This is a genomic window from Pseudomonas sp. BMS12, from assembly GCF_001592875.1.
GTDB lineage: Bacteria > Pseudomonadota > Gammaproteobacteria > Pseudomonadales > Pseudomonadaceae > Aquipseudomonas.
Genome location: NZ_LSOF01000007.1, coordinates 13,690 through 28,929, shown reverse-complemented (window position 1 = coordinate 28,929; position 15,240 = coordinate 13,690). Strand labels below are relative to the sequence as shown.

Genomic DNA, 15,240 nt, shown 5'->3' with positions numbered 1-15,240 from the left:
TATAGATGGTGGGCCCAGCAGGACTTGAACCTGCGACCAATCGATTATGAGTCGAGTGCTCTAACCAACTGAGCTATAGGCCCTCAGAAGAGCGGCGGATTATACCGGCGCGTTTTCCGTGCTGCCAATCGGCAATGGGCCAAGGAAGTTGCTGGCGAAGGATTCGGGGGGCAAGGGGCGGCTGACCACGTAACCCTGGATCTGTTCGCAGCCTTCGCTGGTGAGGAAGAGTTCCTGGGCTTTGGTTTCCACGCCTTCGGCGATTACGGTCATCTGCAGGCTGCGGCCCAGGGCAATGATGGCGCGGGTGATGGCGGCGTCGTCGGGGTCACCGGGCAGGCCGCGGACGAAGGACTTGTCGATCTTGAGGATGTCCAGCGGCAGGCGCTTGAGGTAACTGAGCGATGAATAACCGGTGCCGAAGTCGTCGATGGCCAGTTGCAGGCCCAGTTCTTTGAGTTCGTGGAGTATCACCAGGGCTTCTTCGGCCTGGGTCATGATGAAGCTTTCGGTGATTTCCAGTTGCAGTTTGTCGGCACTCAGACCGAAATCGCCCAGCATGCCGGCGATGCGCTCGGTGAGCTGTGGCTGGCGCAGCTGGCTGCCGGACAGGTTGACCGACAGCGGGCCGAAGGGGGCGTGAGTGTCCTGCCATTGGCGCATCTGTCGACAGGCTTCCTGCATGACCCAGTCGCCCAGCTGCAGGATCATGCCGTTGTCTTCGGCCAGGGGGATGAAGCGGTCCGGCGGCACTTCGCCAAACACGGGGTGGTGCCAGCGGATCAGGGCTTCGGCGCCGATCAGTTTGCCGCTGCTCAGGCATAGCTTGGGTTGATAGTGCAGGCTCAGTTCGTCGCGCTCGATGGCGCGGCGCAGCTCCAGCTCCAGGGTCATGCGCTCGGTGGCCTGGAAGGTCAGGTTGCTGGTGTAGAACTCGATGCGATTGCGGCCCTTGGCCTTGGAGCTGTACATGGCCGCGTCGGCGTTCTTGACCAGGGTGGCAACGTCATTGCCGTCCTTGGGGAACAGGCTGATGCCGATGCTGGCGCTGGTGAAGAACTCGTGGTTGTCGGCCTGGAAGGGCGCGCCGAAGCAGGCCAGCAGCTTGGTGGCGACACGCTCGGCGTCGCGCGGCTGGTGCAGGCCGGGCAGCAGGACGATGAATTCGTCGCCGCCCAGGCGGGCAACGGTGTCGATATCGCGCAGTTGCTCGCGCAGGCGCAGGGCGATGGCCTTGAGCAGCTGGTCGCCGACCGGGTGGCCGAGGCTGTCGTTGATGTGCTTGAAGCGGTCCAGATCCAGGAACAGCACGGCGCCACACTGATGGTCGGTGCGGGCGTCCTTGAGTGCGTTGTCCAGGCGGCTTTCGAACAGCATGCGGTTGGGCAGGCCGGTCAGCGGGTCGTGATGGGCCTGGTAGTCGAGGCGATCCTGGGCGTGCTTGAGCGAGCTGATATCGGCGAACACGCCGACAAAGTGGGTGACCTGCTCGCTCTGGTCGCGCACCGCGCTGATGGTCAGCCATTCCGGGTAGAGCTCGCCATTCTTGCGCTTGTTGCACACTTCGCCCTGCCAGTGACCTTCGGCGGCCAGTTGGTGCCACATGGCGGCATAGAAGGCGCTGTCGTGCTTGCCGGAAGCCAGCAGGCGCGGAGTCTGGCCCAAGGCTTCGGCCTCGCTGTAGCCGGTGATGTCGGTGAAGGCGCGGTTGACTGCGGTGATGCGCTGGCAGAGGTCGGTGATCATCACCCCCTCGGCGGTGCTTTCGAACACGGTGGCGGCCTGGTGCAGGCGCTCCTGCATCTGCTCGCGCTCGGTAATGTCGCGGGCGATGGTGAGCATGCAGGGTTCGTCGTCGATCATTATCGGCTGTGCCGCCAGCTCGCCCAGGCGCCGCTGGCCCTTGCTGTTGTAGATCCAGGCGCGGAATTCCCGAGCCATGCCCTGGCTGCGGACCAGCTCGATCATGCGCTCGCGGTCTTCAGGATCTGCCCACAGGCCGATATCGGCGGTGGTGCGGCCGACGGCACCCTGGAAATCGTGGCCGGTGATGCGGGTGAAGCCTTCGTTGGCCTCCAGCAGGCGACCGTCGCTGAGACGGGTAATCAGCATGCCGTCCGGGGAGGCATGGAAGGCCTTGGCGAACTTCTCTTCGGAGACCTTGAGCTGTTGCTGGGTCTGTTTGAGCTGGGTGATGTCGCGCACGGCCACGACCAGGGCGGGCTGCTCGTCGAGTACGACGTGCTGGGCGGAGATCAGGCCGGTGAAGTGCTCGCCGTTACGGCGGCGGAAGGGCATCTCGATATTGTTCAGCACCTGGTGTTGCAGGCGGTCGAGCAGCATCGGACCGATGCCCGGCACGCCCCAGATGGCGAGTTCGCTGGCTGTTTTGCCAATGGCCTCTTCGGCGGAAATGCCCAGTTGCTGCTCGAAGGTGTGGTTGACGCTCAGCAGTACGCCGTCTTCGCGGCGGGCGATGACCAGGATGTCTGGGCAGTTGTGGAATACCGAGGCGAACTTTTCGTCGGACAGGCGCTGGGCCTGTTCGGCCAGTTTGGTGCTGCTGATGTCGATCATCAGGCCGCGCATGACCAGTCGCCCATCGCGCATGAACAGCGTAACGATGTCGCGGACCCAGACGGTGTTGCCTTGGCTGTCGAGCATGCGGTACTCGACTTCGTGGTCGCTGACCTGCTCGCGCTGGCGTTCGCAGACGGCCAGCGCCGTGGCCAGGTCATCGGGGTGTAGCGTGCGTTGCCAGAAACCGGGTTGCAGCCAGTCGGCCAGCGGATAGCCGAGCAGTTTCTCGGCGTGGGGTGACACGTAGGTGAAGCGGAAATCGTTCGGGTCGGCCTCCCAGGCGATGGCCGAGAGGCTTTCCACCAGGCCGCGATAGTGTTGCTCGCTGTGGCGCAGTTGCTCTTCCAGCGCCTGGCGGCCCTGCATTTCCTGGCGTAGCCGACTGTTGATGCGCAGGACGATGCTCAGCACCGCCAGCGCCAGCAGCAGGGCTGGCAGGCCGTACAGCAAGGCTTGGCGCCACACCTTGCGGTTATCCAGCACGCCACCGACCCAGGGCTCCTGCAGGGTGGCGGCTTCGGCCGGGCTGATATCGGCGAACAGTTTGTCGAGTATGCCGATCAGCATGCTCTGGCTCTTTGGTGCGGCCATGGCCAGCTGGTAGCGATAGGGTGTCTCGCCGCTGATCTGCAGGCCTTCCAGCTTTAGCTGGCGCATGCTCCAGACGCTGGAGGCGAGGTCGCCGATCATGGCGTCGGCCTGGCCGGCGGCCAGCGCCTGCAACGCGGCATTGACGCTGCGCAGCGGTAACAGGCTGAGATCCGGGTGGCGATTGCGCAACAGTTCGTGCGGGGCGTAGTCCTTGACCACGGCGATCTTCAGGCCATACAGCTCGTCCATGCTGGCGGGCTGCGGCCCATCACGGTGGGCCAGGATGACGATGGGGAAGTCCAGATAGGGGCGGGTGAAGACTAGGTCGCGCTGGCGTTCGGGTGTCGACATCACGCCGGGCAGCAGATCCAGTTCGCCGCTCTTGGCGCTGGACAGCACTTCACTCCAGCTCTGCGGTTCGACGGGCAGCATGCGCAGCTTGAGGCGTTCTTCGATCAGCTTTACGTAGCCGGCGCTCAGGCCGTCGTACTGTCCGGCAGCGTTGCGAAATTCGAAGGGGGGCCAGGAGGTATCTATGCCCAGGCGTATTGTGGGGTGCTCGGCCAGCCAGGCGCGCTCTTCCGGGTTGAGGTCGACCGCTGCGGCAGCAGGTTGCGCCCAGTACGCCAGACACGACAGGAGAATGGCCAGCAGACGCGACATGCGGTGATTCCGGAAACGCCAGGGACTTTTTCAGTGTAGCCCGCGGGAAAACAAAAACCCCGACAATCTGTCGGGGTTTTCGGGGTCACTCGTCGAGGAAGGAGCGTAGATGCTCGCTGCGCGTCGGGTGGCGCAGCTTGCGCAGAGCCTTGGCCTCGATCTGGCGGATACGCTCGCGGGTGACATCGAACTGCTTGCCGACTTCCTCGAGGGTGTGGTCGGTGTTCATGTCGATGCCGAAGCGCATGCGCAGCACCTTGGCCTCGCGGGCGGTGAGCCCGGCCAGCACTTCGCGGGTCGCTTCCTTGAGGCTTTCCACGGTGGCCACCTCGATCGGCGACTGCATGGTTGAGTCCTCGATGAAGTCGCCCAGGTGCGAGTCTTCGTCGTCACCGATCGGCGTCTCCATGGAGATCGGCTCTTTGGCGATCTTCAGGACCTTGCGGATCTTGTCCTCGGGCATTTCCATGCGCTCGCCAAGCTCTTCCGGAGTCGGCTCGCGGCCCATCTCCTGCAGCATCTGACGGGAGATGCGGTTGAGCTTGTTGATCGTCTCGATCATGTGCACCGGAATACGGATGGTGCGCGCCTGGTCGGCGATCGAGCGGGTGATCGCTTGGCGAATCCACCAGGTGGCGTAGGTCGAGAACTTGTAGCCGCGGCGGTATTCGAACTTGTCCACCGCCTTCATCAGGCCGATGTTGCCTTCCTGGATCAGGTCGAGGAACTGCAGGCCGCGGTTGGTGTACTTCTTGGCGATGGAGATCACCAGGCGCAGGTTGGCCTCGACCATCTCTTTCTTCGCCCGGCGAGCCTTGGCTTCACCGATGGACATGCGGCGGTTGATGTCCTTGATCTCGGCGATCACCAGGCCGGCATCGGCCTCGATGGCAGCCATCTTTTCCTGGCAGCGCTGGATGTCAGCCTGCACATTGCCGATGGCTTCGGCGTACTTGGCCTTGCCTTTGGCCAGGCCGGCGGACCAGTCCAGTGCCACTTCGTTGCCCGGGAACAGGCGCAGGAAGTCGGCACGCGGCATGCGGGCATCACGCACGCACAGCTGCATGATGGCGCGTTCCTGGGCGCGAACCTGCTCCAGCGAGCCGCGTACGCGGTCGACCAGGGCTTCGAACTGCTTGGGGATCAGCTTGATCGGCATGAACAGCTCGGCCAGGACCAGCTGCTCCTGGGACGCCTGCTTGCTGCCACGGCCATGCTTCTTCAGGGCCTTGAGGGTCTTTTCCAGCTGCTCGGCAACTGCGCCGAAGCGGCGGGCGGCTTCTTCCGGGTCCGGACCGCCATCGCCTTCGTCGTCCGAGTCGCTGTCGCTATCGTCTTCTTCTTCCTCGTCGTCCTTGGCTTCGGCGGCAGCTTCCTTGAGCTCGGGCTCGACTTCCTCGGCCGGCAGGTTGCCGTCATCGGGGTCGATGTAGCCGTTGAATACGTCAGACAGGCGACCACCTTCGGTGGTGACGCGCTGGTACTCGGCGAGGATGCTGTCGACGGTGCCGGGGAAGTGGGCGATGGCGCCCATGACTTCGCGGATGCCTTCTTCGATGCGCTTGGCGATTTCGATCTCGCCTTCGCGGGTCAGCAGCTCCACGGTACCCATTTCACGCATGTACATGCGCACCGGGTCGGTGGTACGGCCGATATCGGTCTCTACCGCCGCCAGGGCAGCGGCGGCTTCTTCGGCAGCGGCTTCATCGGTGTCGGCTTCGGCCAGCAACAGGGCATCCGCATCCGGGGCGCTCTCGAATACGTTGATCCCCATGTCGTTGATCATGCGGATGATGTCTTCCACCTGTTCCGGATCGGAAATATCCTCCGGCAGGTGGTCGTTGACCTCGGCATAAGTCAGGTAGCCCTGCTCACGACCACGGCTGATCAACTCTTTCAAACGAGACTGCTGTTGCGCTTTTCCGGACATAACACCCTATCCACTGAAGGTCTTGGCGGGCTAAAAATAAGCCGAGGATTATACCTGATTCTGGGGCTCAGGCGCCAGTTTGGCTCTTGTCGTCGGTCGAGGAGCTCTGGCTGAAGTGTTCCCTCAGTAGAGCTTTTTCCTCATCGCTGAGTTCGTTGGGGCTCTTGTGCATGACGCTGCGCAAGAGTTGTTCGCGGCGTTTTTGCTGCTGGTTGCTGGCAAGTGTAGTTATGGTGTCGAAGAACTGCTTTTCAAGATTTTCACCGTCTATCAGCCATTCCTTCTCGGCCAGGGCGCGCAGCAGGCGGCCTTGCTCGGTGCCGTGCCAGCGGGCAATCAGTTGCAGTGAGCGCAGCTTCGGACTTTTCTGCAGGGTGCCGACCAGGGCGACCAGCAGCTGGGCGTAAGTGTCGTCTTCGTCGGCGAAGTGGCTGACATCTTCCACGCCTTGCGCCAGCTGTGGGTGGTGCAGCAGGGTGCGCAGGGCGGTCAGGGTCGGTGACTCGACGTGTACCGGTTTGCGCGGTGGGGCACTGTCGCGCTGGCCTTTCTTCCAGTCGCCGCCCTTTTTCCACTCGCCATCCTTCTTCCAAGTCTTGCCGTCGCCCTTGTTCCAGGCTTTTTTCGGCTCGTAGGCCTCGGCGGGAGGCTCGATGTGGCTGGCGTAGTCGGCAATGTCGCCATAGTCGGGCTGGGCGTCGTAATAGTCGTATGCCGCCGCCGGCTCTTCCTGTGCAGCTGCTGGCGCGCTCGGCGCGCTCTGGGCGACCTGCTGCAGGGCGGCGGCACTGAGGCCGGTGATTTCGCTAAGGCGCTGGCGCATCAGGGTGCGCAGATGGTTGCCTGGGATCTTGTCGAGCAGGGGGGCGGCCAGGGTGACCAGGTGGGCCTTGCCTTCCAGCGAGCGTGGGTCGGCCTCTTCCGAGAGTTGCTGGAAGAAGTAGTCGGCCAGCGGCTGGGCGTGCTGGTTGATGCGAGCGCGAAAGGCATCGGTGCCTTCGGCGCGCACCAGGGTGTCTGGGTCTTCGCCTTCCGGCAGAAACAGGAAGCGCGCGCGGCGGCCGTCCTGCAGGTTGGGCAGGGTGGCTTCCAGGGCGCGCCAGGCGGCCTTGCGTCCGGCTCCGTCGCCGTCGAAGCAGAACAGCACGCTGGGCACCAGGCGGAACAGGCGCTTGAGGTGTTCCTCGCTGGTCGCCGTGCCGAGGGTGGCCACGGCGTTGCGCAGGCCTTGCTGGGCCAGGGCGATGACGTCCATGTAGCCCTCGACCACCATGATCTCGTCGAGGTCGCGGTTGCTCTTGCGTGCCTCGTACAGGCCGTAGAGCTCCTGGCCCTTATGGAATACCGGGGTTTCCGGGGAGTTCAGGTATTTCGGTTTGTCGTCGCCCAGCACCCGGCCGCCGAAGGCGATGACGCGGCCGCGGCTGTCGCGGATGGGGAACATCACGCGGTCGCGGAAGCGGTCGTAGATGCGTCCGTTCTCGGCGTTCTCGATCAGCAGGCCGGCATCGATCATTGCCTTCTGCTGCAGTTTGTCGCCGCCCAGATGTTTGTGCAGGTTGTCCCAGCCCGGTGGGGCGAAGCCCAGGCTGAAGTCGCGGGCGATCTCGCCGGACAGGCCGCGGCCCTTGAGGTAGTCGACGGCGGTCTTGCGCGTCGGGTGGTTCTTGAGCGCCTGGCGGTAGTAATCGGCAGCGGCGGTGAGCAGTGGGTAGAGCGGCGAGTCGGTTGGCTGGCGCGGTGTGCGGTTGCGGCCGCCTTCCTCGCGTGGCACTTCCATGCCGGCGCGCTTGGCCAGCTCCTCGACGGCGACGGGGAAGTCCAGGCTGTCATGGTCCATGACAAAGCCGAGGGCGTTACCGCCGGCGCCGCAGCCGAAGCAGTAATAGAACTGCTTGTCCGGGCTGACGCTGAAGGAGGGTGTCTTCTCCTTGTGGAACGGGCAGCACGCGGTGTAGTTCTTGCCGGCCTTCTTCAGCTGGATGCGCGAACTCACCACCTCGACAATGTCGGTGCGGTTGAGCAGGTCATCGATGAAGGATTGCGGGATCAGGCCGGCCATGGAGTCGTCAGCGTGCGGTTGGCGAAGGCGGGAGCATAAACGAAAAAACTCCGGTCATCGCCGAGTGGCGAAGCGGAGTCGAATGCGGCCCTGAAATGCAAAGCCCGGCCGAAGCCGGGCATCGCGGAAGCCTAGCGGCGTGACTGATAACTCAGTACAGGCGCTCGCGGCGGCGCTGTTCGCGCTGCACTTTCTTGGCGTGACGCTTAACAGCAGCTGCTGCCTTGCGCTTGCGCTCGGTGGTGGGCTTTTCGTAGAACTCGCGGCTGCGCACTTCGGCCAATACACCGGCCTTTTCGCAGGAGCGCTTGAAGCGACGCAGAGCTACGTCGAAGGGTTCGTTCTCTTTAACTTTGACGGCTGGCATCCAGGTCGTACCTTCACTGTTTTACCGAATGGACGACGCGATCCGGCAAGGGCACGGGAGTACGTCGGTTTTCAAGGGCTGCGGATATTAACGCCTAGTGCCGCGGAATGCAAAGCCTCTGATCGAAAAGCGCTGGCCCGGCCGCCGAGCGGCGATTATTATCCGCGCCTTCGAATCGACCCCCTTCTATAGGCCACAAGCCATGCTGGTGCTGGGACTGGAAACCTCCTGCGACGAAACTGGTGTCGCCCTTTATGACAGCGAGCGCGGCCTGCTGGCCGATGCCCTGTTCAGTCAGATCGAGCAACATCGCGTATTCGGCGGCGTGGTGCCGGAATTGGCCTCGCGTGATCACGTCAAACGCATGTTGCCGCTGATTCGCGAGGTGCTGGCCGAGGCGGGCGTCGAGCGCAGTCAGATCGAGGCCATTGCCTACACCGCCGGGCCAGGCCTGGTTGGCGCATTGCTGGTTGGGGCCTCCTGTGCCCAGGCCCTGGCATTCGCCTGGGGCATTCCTGCGGTAGGCGTGCACCATATGGAAGGCCATCTGCTGGCGCCCATGCTGGAAGAGCAGCCGCCGGCCTTTCCTTTTGTCGCCTTGCTGGTTTCCGGTGGGCATACCCAGCTGGTGCGCGTCGATGGTATCGGCCAATACCAGCTGCTCGGTGAGTCGCTGGACGATGCCGCCGGCGAGGCCTTCGACAAGACCGCCAAGCTGATGGGGCTGCCCTATCCGGGTGGTCCGGAGATCGCGCGCCTGGCGGAGAGCGGCACGCCGGGGCGTTTCACCTTCCCGCGGCCGATGACCGATCGGCCTGGGCTGGATTTCAGTTTCAGCGGACTGAAGACCTTCACGCTCAATACCTGGCAGCAGTGCCGCGACGCAGGCGATGCCAGCGAGCAGACCCGTGCCGATGTCGCCCTGGCATTCCAGGCGGCGGTGGTCGATACCCTGACCATCAAGTGCAAGCGCGCGCTCAAGCAGACTGGTCTCAACAACCTGGTGATCGCCGGTGGGGTCAGCGCCAACCAGGCCCTGCGCCGCTCGCTGGAGGGCATGCTGGCGGGACTCAAGGGCCAGGTGTTCTATGCGCGCCCACGCTTCTGTACGGACAACGGCGCGATGATCGCCTACGCCGGCTGCCAGCGCCTGCTGGCCGGGCAGCACGACGGGCCGCAGATCCAGGTGCAGGCGCGTTGGCCAATGGAGCAGTTGCCGGCGCTATGAGATCGGCTCAGGTCGCGGATTAGAAATGTCGTTCGCGCCCGCTGAGCAGGTCGCGTAGATTGCCGCGATGACGCCAGACGATCAGACCGGTCAGCGCACACATGGGCAGCAGAGCTCCGGGCTGCTGCCAGGCCAGCAATGGCAGGGTCAGTGGTGTGGCGATCAGGGAGGCCAGCGAGCTGGTGCGGGTCAGGAAGAAGGCTAGCGCCCAGGCGGCGAGAGCCAGCAGGGCGGCTGGCGGATACAGGCCAAGCAGCATGCCGGCGGCGGTGGCCACGCCCTTGCCGCCGCGAAAGCGGAAATACACGGGATAGAGATGGCCGATCACGGCGGCCAGGCCGACCCAGGCCTGTTGCTGGACGTTGAGGCCGAGCAGGTCGGCGATCAGTACGGGCAGCAGGCCCTTGCCCAGGTCGCCGAGCAAAGTCAGCACGGCCAGTTTCTTGCCGGCTACCCTGAGCATGTTGGTGGCGCCAGGGTTGCCCGAGCCGCTGGCGCGGGGGTCCGGTCCGCCAGCGAGCCGGCTGAGCAGAATGGCGAAGGACAACGAGCCAAGCAGGTAGGCGAGTGGGACCAACAGCCAGAACATGTTGTCCATTCCGGGGCGAGGGAGTCCCGATTCTAGCGGCGTGAGCAGTGGAGTGAACAGGTTGGACAAGGTTTTCATCGAAGGACTGGAGGTCGACACCCTGATCGGGGCCTACGACTGGGAGCGCGGCATACGCCAATGCCTGCGCCTGGACCTGACCTTCGCCTGGGACATCCGCCCAGCTGCAGCGGGTGACGACCTGAGCCTGGCGCTCGATTACGCCGCCGTGCACCAGCATGTGCAGACCTTCGCCGCTGCTGCCAGGTTCGAGCTGGTGGAAACCTTTGCCGAGCGCTTGGCCGAGAGTCTGCTGACCCAGTTCGGCATGCCCTGGCTACGCCTGCGCGCGACCAAGCCGGGGGCCAATCCGCTGGCCCGTGGTGTGGGTGTGGAAATCGAGCGCAGCCGACCATGACCCCGATCTTTCTTGGCCTGGGCAGCAATACCGAGCGCGAGCAGCGCCTGTGCGCAGGGCTCGATGCCCTGGCCAGCTTTCTTCATGATCTGCGTTGCTCCGCCGTCTTCGAAAGTAGCCCGGTGGGCATCAAGAGCGGCAATTTCTACAACCTGGTCGTCAGCGCACGCACTGACCTGCCACTGGCCGAGCTGGATCGGCGGCTCAAGTGCATCGAGGCCGATAACGGTCGCTATGCGCCGGAGCGCAAGGGCCTGCCGCTGGATATCGACGTGCTGCTGTACGGCGATCTGGCGGGCAATTTCGATGGTCTGGTGCTGCCGCGTACGGAAATCCTGCGCAATGCCTTCGTACTCTGGCCACTGGCCTTGCTGGCACCGCAGGAAGTACACCCGCTTGCCGGTCAGTCGATGGCCGAACTGTGGGGCTCGGCCAGCATCGACCAGCAGCTGTGGCCGGTACCTTTCCAGTGGCGTGGCGTCGAGCTGACCGCAACTGATCTGCTGCAGGCCTTTCCGACACCGCGCTGACTGTACCCGATCCGCTGCTCGCGAACCGAGCGGCGCTGGCTCCTACAAGGCCGGCGTACCTGCCTTGTAGGCCTTGAGGGCTTTCAGGCGCTCTTGCTTGAGGGCCTCGCCCAGCTCCGCACCTTGCAAGCCCTTCTCCAGCAAGGGCTGCACCGTCACCGCGCGGGCGGCCTGCATGGCGCCGCGCAGGTAGGCGGCCTGGGGATAGTCGCGATCCTCCAGGCCCAGGCGGCCGCGTGCGTCCATCTCGCAGGCGGCGATGAACTCCTCGAAGCGCTGTGGGCGGCGGTACACATCGAAACTCTGCAGCAGTTCCAGCAGGGTGTTGGCACGTAGCTCCAGGGCACGGTGCGCGTGGGTGTGGTATTCGCCGGTCAGCAGGGCCAGCTCGGCGCACTCCCTGGGCGCCTTGCAGCGCTGGTTGACCGCCGAGATCAGCTGGAGCCCGCGCTTCTCGTGGGCGATATGTTGTGGCCATTCGGCTTCTGGTGTGCGGCCCTTGCCCAGATCGTGCAGCAGGCAGGCCCAGCGTACGCTCAGCGGCTGCTCATGCAGGGCACATTGCTGCAGCACCATCAGGCAATGCACACCGGTGTCGACTTCAGGGTGATGGCTGGCGGTCTGCGGTACGCCGAACAGAGCGTCGAGCTCCGGCAGCAGCTCGCTCAGGGCGCCGCAGTCACGCAGCACCTGGATGAACACGTCCGGGCGCGGCTCCATCAGGGCGCGGGAGATTTCCTTCCAGCTGCGCTCGGCGGTCAGCGCCTTGAGCTCGCCGGATTCGGCCAGCTGGCGCATCAGTGCCAGGGTTTCCGGCGCAACGACAAAGCCCAGCGGCGCATAGCGGGCGGCGAAACGTGCCACGCGCAGCACGCGCAGCGGGTCTTCGGCGAAGGCGGGCGAGACATGCCGCAGCAGGCGGGCGGCGAGATCCCGTTGCCCACCGTAGGGATCAATCACCCGGCCCTGGTCGTCCTCGGCCATGGCGTTGACGGTCAGATCGCGGCGGATCAGATCCTCTTCCAGGGTGACGTCCGGGCTGGCGTGAAAGGTGAAGCCGCCGTAGCCCTGGCCAGACTTGCGTTCGGTGCGGGCCAGCGCGTATTCCTCGCCACTCTGCGGGTGGAGGAATACCGGGAAGTCCGTGCCCACCGGGCGAAAGCCCTTGGCCTGCATGGCCTCGGCGCTGGAGCCCACCACCACCCAGTCGATATCGCTGACCGGCCGGCCGAGCAGGCGGTCGCGCACGGCGCCGCCGACTTTATAGATCTGCATGAATAAAAGTCCTCCGTTGGGGCGGAGGATAAGCGAAAAGAACGAGTGGCGTTGCCCGGCACCTCTCCCCAGAGCAGAGGGCTCAAATCGGTGGGATCACCAGGTCCAGGCGCGGATATTCGTTCTCGCTGTCCGGCTCGCCCTTGGGCGGGATGTGCTGTACGCCGACCAGTTGATCGCCGCGCATGCTTTCCAGGTGGATGTCGAAGCCCCACAGGCGATGCAGGTGCTTGAGCACTTCCTGGGTGGAGTCGCCTAGCGGTTTGCGGTCGTGCTGCTGGTGGCGCAGGGTCAGCGAGCGGTCGCCACGGCGGTCGACGCTGTAGATCTGCACGTTGGGCTCGCGGTTGCCCAGGTTGTACTGGGCGGCCAGGGTCTCGCGGATGATGCGGTAGCCCGGTTCATCATGGATGGCCGGGATGACCAGGTCGTCCTGCAGGTCGTCGTCGAGCACGCTGAACAGCTTGAGGTCGCGGATCACCTTGGGTGAGAGAAACTGCAGGATGAAACTCTCGTCCTTGAAGTTGGCCATGGCGAACTTGAGGGTGGACAGCCAGTCGCTGCCGGCGATGTCCGGGAACCAGCGTTTGTCCTCCTCGGTCGGGTGCTCGCAGATGCGGCGAATGTCGCTGTAGATGGCGAAGCCCAGGGTGTAGGGGTTGATGCCACTGTAGTAGGGGCTGTCGAAGCTCGGCTGGTAGATCACGCTGGTGTGCGACTGCAGGAACTCCAGCATGAAGCCTTCGGTGACCAGACCCTCGTCGTACAGGTCGTTCATCAGGGTGTAGTGCCAGAAGGTGGCCCAGCCCTCGTTCATCACCTGAGTCTGGCGTTGCGGGTAGAAGTACTGGGCGATCTTGCGCACGATGCGGATGATCTCGCGCTGCCAGGGCTCCAGCAGCGGCGCGTGTTTCTCCAGGAAATACAGGATGTTTTCCTGTGGCTCGGCTGGCCAGCGCTTGTTGTCCTGTCCGCTGCCCTTGCCGGAACCCTTGGGGATGGTGCGCCAGAGGTCGTTGATCTGCCGCTGCAGATGCTCCTCGCGCTCCTTCTGCCGGCGCTGCTCCTCTTCGGCGGAGATCGGATAGGGGCGCTTGTAGCGATCCACGCCGTAGTTCATCAGGGCGTGACAGGAGTCGAGCAGGTCTTCCACCGCGTCGATGCCGTGGCGTTCCTCGCACTGCATGATGTACTGCTTGGCGAACACCAGGTAGTCGATGATCGAGCTGGCGTCGGTCCAGGTGCGGAACAGGTAGTTGCCCTTGAAGAAACTGTTGTGGCCATAGCAGGCGTGGGCGATCACCAGGGCCTGCATGCAGATGGTGTTTTCCTCCATCAGGTAGGCGATGCAGGGGTCGGAGTTGATCACGATCTCGTAGGCCAGGCCCATCTGCCCGCGGCTGTAGCCCTTTTCGGTAGCCAGGAAGTGCTTGCCATAGGACCAGTGGTGATAGCCCAGCGGCATGCCCACCGACGCGTAGGCATCCATCATCTGCTCGGCGGTGATCACTTCGATCTGATTGGGGTAGGTGTCCAGCGCGTAGCGCTCGGCAATGCGGGCGATCTCGCGGTCGTAGCTGCGGATCAGCTCGAAGGTCCATTCCGATCCGGTGGAGATCGGCTGGCGGCGTTTCTCGGCTGCGGTCATGGTGCGGCCCTCAGGTGACCATTCGGCGCTGGAACAGCTCGCGGAATACCGGGTAGATGTCCGCGGCGGAAACCAGCTGCTGCTGGGCGAAACTCTCGGCGAAGCTCTCGCTGACCTGCTCGTACTCGAACCACAGCGCCTGGTGTTCGCGCGGGGTGATCTCGACGTAGGTGAAGTACTGCACGAGCGGCATGATCTGGTTGATCAGGATATCGCGGCACACCGGCGAATCGTCGTTCCAGTTGTCGCCGTCCGACGCCTGGGCGCCATAGATGTTCCACTCGTTGCTCGGGTAGCGCTCGACCATGATCTCCTGCATCAGCTTGAGGGCGCTGGAGACGATGGTGCCGCCGGTTTCGCGGGAGTAGAAGAACTCCTCCTCGTCCACCTCCTTCGCGCTCGTATGGTGGCGGATGAATACCACCTCGATGCGCTCGTAGTTCCGCTTGAGGAACAGGTAAAGGAGGATGAAGAAGCGCTTGGCGATGTCCTTGGTCGCCTGGGTCATGGAGCCGGAGACGTCCATCAGGCAGAACATCACCGCCTTGGAACTGGGGTTGGGGTGTTTCACCAGCAGGTTGTACTTGAGGTCGAAGGTGTCGAGGAAAGGCACGCGGTGGATGCGTGCGCTGAGGCGTTCGATTTCCGCCTCCATTTCCTGGATATCACCGAAGTTGTCCGGCTCTTCGCGCCTCAGTCGCTCCAGTTCGGCCTTGGCTTCGCGCAGCCTGGTGCGGCTGGAACCGGACAGGGCAATCCGCCGCGCGTGAGCCGAGCGCAGTGTGCGGACGATATTGATGCGCGAGGGGTTGCCCTCGTTGCTGATGCCGGCGCGCACCGTCTTGAAGGTATCGGTGCCGCTGAGGTGGCGCTTGACCAGGTTGGGCAGCTCCAGCTCCTCGAACATGAAGTCGAGGAACTCTTCCTGGGTGATCTGGAAGACGAATTCGTCCATGCCCTCGCCGGAGTTGCTCGCCTTGCCGGCGCCGCGTCCGCCGCCGCCACCCTGCGGCCGCTGTACATGGTCTCCCGCGTTGAATTCCTTGTTGCCGGGGTGGACGGTCGTCTGCCGGCCGCCGCGGCCGTGGTGCAGCACCGGTTCGTCGATGTCGCGGCCGGGGATGCTGATCTGCTCGCCGTGTTCCATGTCGGTGATGGAGCGGCGGCTGACCGCTTCCTCCACGGCTTTCTTGATATGGCCACGGTAGCGCCGCAGGAAACGCTGGCGGTTTACCGTGCTCTTGTTCTTGCCGTTCAGGCGTCGGTCGATCACATGACTCATAACTGCCCTCCGTGCGCTGCAGGCATCGGGCGCAGGCTGTGGCGATGCGCCCATGAGGCGCTGCGCCACAGCTCGGAGCC

General features: G+C 64.0%; 11 protein-coding genes and 1 tRNA gene. 3 read left to right on the top strand and 9 right to left on the bottom strand.

Annotated elements, in window-relative coordinates:
- Nucleotides 1-6: 6 nt before the first annotated feature.
- The 5 genes from AYB31_RS07565 to rpsU all read right to left on the bottom strand — a co-directional run bounded on the left by AYB31_RS07565 (nt 7) and on the right by rpsU (nt 8,193).
- A tRNA-Ile gene (locus AYB31_RS07565) sits at nt 7-83 on the bottom strand.
- Between the two features lie 16 nt (nt 84-99).
- Nucleotides 100-3,834 (bottom strand): bifunctional diguanylate cyclase/phosphodiesterase, encoded by a 3,735-nt coding sequence (locus tag AYB31_RS07560; RefSeq protein WP_068827348.1) that lies wholly within the window; start codon nt 3,832-3,834, stop codon nt 100-102.
- An 85-nt stretch (nt 3,835-3,919) separates the two neighbouring features.
- Nucleotides 3,920-5,764 (bottom strand): RNA polymerase sigma factor RpoD, encoded by a 1,845-nt coding sequence (gene rpoD, locus AYB31_RS07555; RefSeq protein WP_068827346.1) that lies wholly within the window; start codon nt 5,762-5,764, stop codon nt 3,920-3,922.
- A gap of 67 nt (nt 5,765-5,831) precedes the next feature.
- Entirely contained in the window at nt 5,832-7,826 is a 1,995-nt protein-coding gene (dnaG, locus tag AYB31_RS07550; protein WP_068827344.1) for a DNA primase, read from the bottom strand.
- A gap of 151 nt (nt 7,827-7,977) precedes the next feature.
- Complete coding sequence (gene rpsU / locus AYB31_RS07545; RefSeq protein ID WP_021702507.1) at nt 7,978-8,193, bottom strand: 30S ribosomal protein S21; 216 nt, start codon at nt 8,191-8,193, stop codon at nt 7,978-7,980.
- A gap of 202 nt (nt 8,194-8,395) precedes the next feature.
- On the opposite strand from rpsU, the gene tsaD reads away from it, so the two are divergent.
- A complete protein-coding gene (tsaD, locus tag AYB31_RS07540) occupies nt 8,396-9,421 on the top strand; it encodes a tRNA (adenosine(37)-N6)-threonylcarbamoyltransferase complex transferase subunit TsaD (protein ID WP_068827343.1) in 1,026 nt (341 codons plus the stop codon).
- A gap of 19 nt (nt 9,422-9,440) precedes the next feature.
- Here the strand turns inward: tsaD and plsY are convergent, their stop codons facing one another.
- Nucleotides 9,441-10,010, bottom strand: coding sequence for a glycerol-3-phosphate 1-O-acyltransferase PlsY (gene plsY / locus AYB31_RS07535; RefSeq protein WP_068827665.1), 570 nt, complete (start codon nt 10,008-10,010; stop codon nt 9,441-9,443).
- A 61-nt stretch (nt 10,011-10,071) separates the two neighbouring features.
- Here plsY and folB point away from each other — a divergent pair, with 61 nt between their 5' ends.
- Entirely contained in the window at nt 10,072-10,425 is a 354-nt protein-coding gene (gene folB, locus AYB31_RS07530) for a dihydroneopterin aldolase (protein WP_068827341.1), read from the top strand.
- Nucleotides 10,422-10,955 carry a 2-amino-4-hydroxy-6-hydroxymethyldihydropteridine diphosphokinase gene (folK, locus tag AYB31_RS07525; protein WP_068827340.1) on the top strand — a complete coding sequence of 178 codons (534 nt, stop codon included), beginning with the start codon at nt 10,422-10,424 and terminating at the stop codon, nt 10,953-10,955. Before folB ends, folK begins: the two co-directional genes overlap by 4 nt.
- A gap of 42 nt (nt 10,956-10,997) precedes the next feature.
- Here the strand turns inward: folK and AYB31_RS07520 are convergent, their stop codons facing one another.
- The 3 genes from AYB31_RS07520 to AYB31_RS07510 form a co-directional block, all read right to left on the bottom strand.
- Nucleotides 10,998-12,230, bottom strand: a complete 1,233-nt coding sequence (locus AYB31_RS07520) for a multifunctional CCA addition/repair protein (RefSeq protein WP_068827338.1) — start codon at nt 12,228-12,230, stop codon at nt 10,998-11,000.
- An 82-nt stretch (nt 12,231-12,312) separates the two neighbouring features.
- Nucleotides 12,313-13,878, bottom strand: a complete 1,566-nt coding sequence (locus AYB31_RS07515) for a SpoVR family protein (RefSeq protein ID WP_068827337.1) — start codon at nt 13,876-13,878, stop codon at nt 12,313-12,315.
- Nucleotides 13,879-13,888: 10 nt separating this feature from the next.
- The gene (locus tag AYB31_RS07510) at nt 13,889-15,160 is read right to left on the bottom strand and encodes a YeaH/YhbH family protein (protein WP_068827335.1); all 1,272 of its coding nucleotides are present in this window, start codon (nt 15,158-15,160) and stop codon (nt 13,889-13,891) included.
- Nucleotides 15,161-15,240 lie beyond the last annotated feature (80 nt).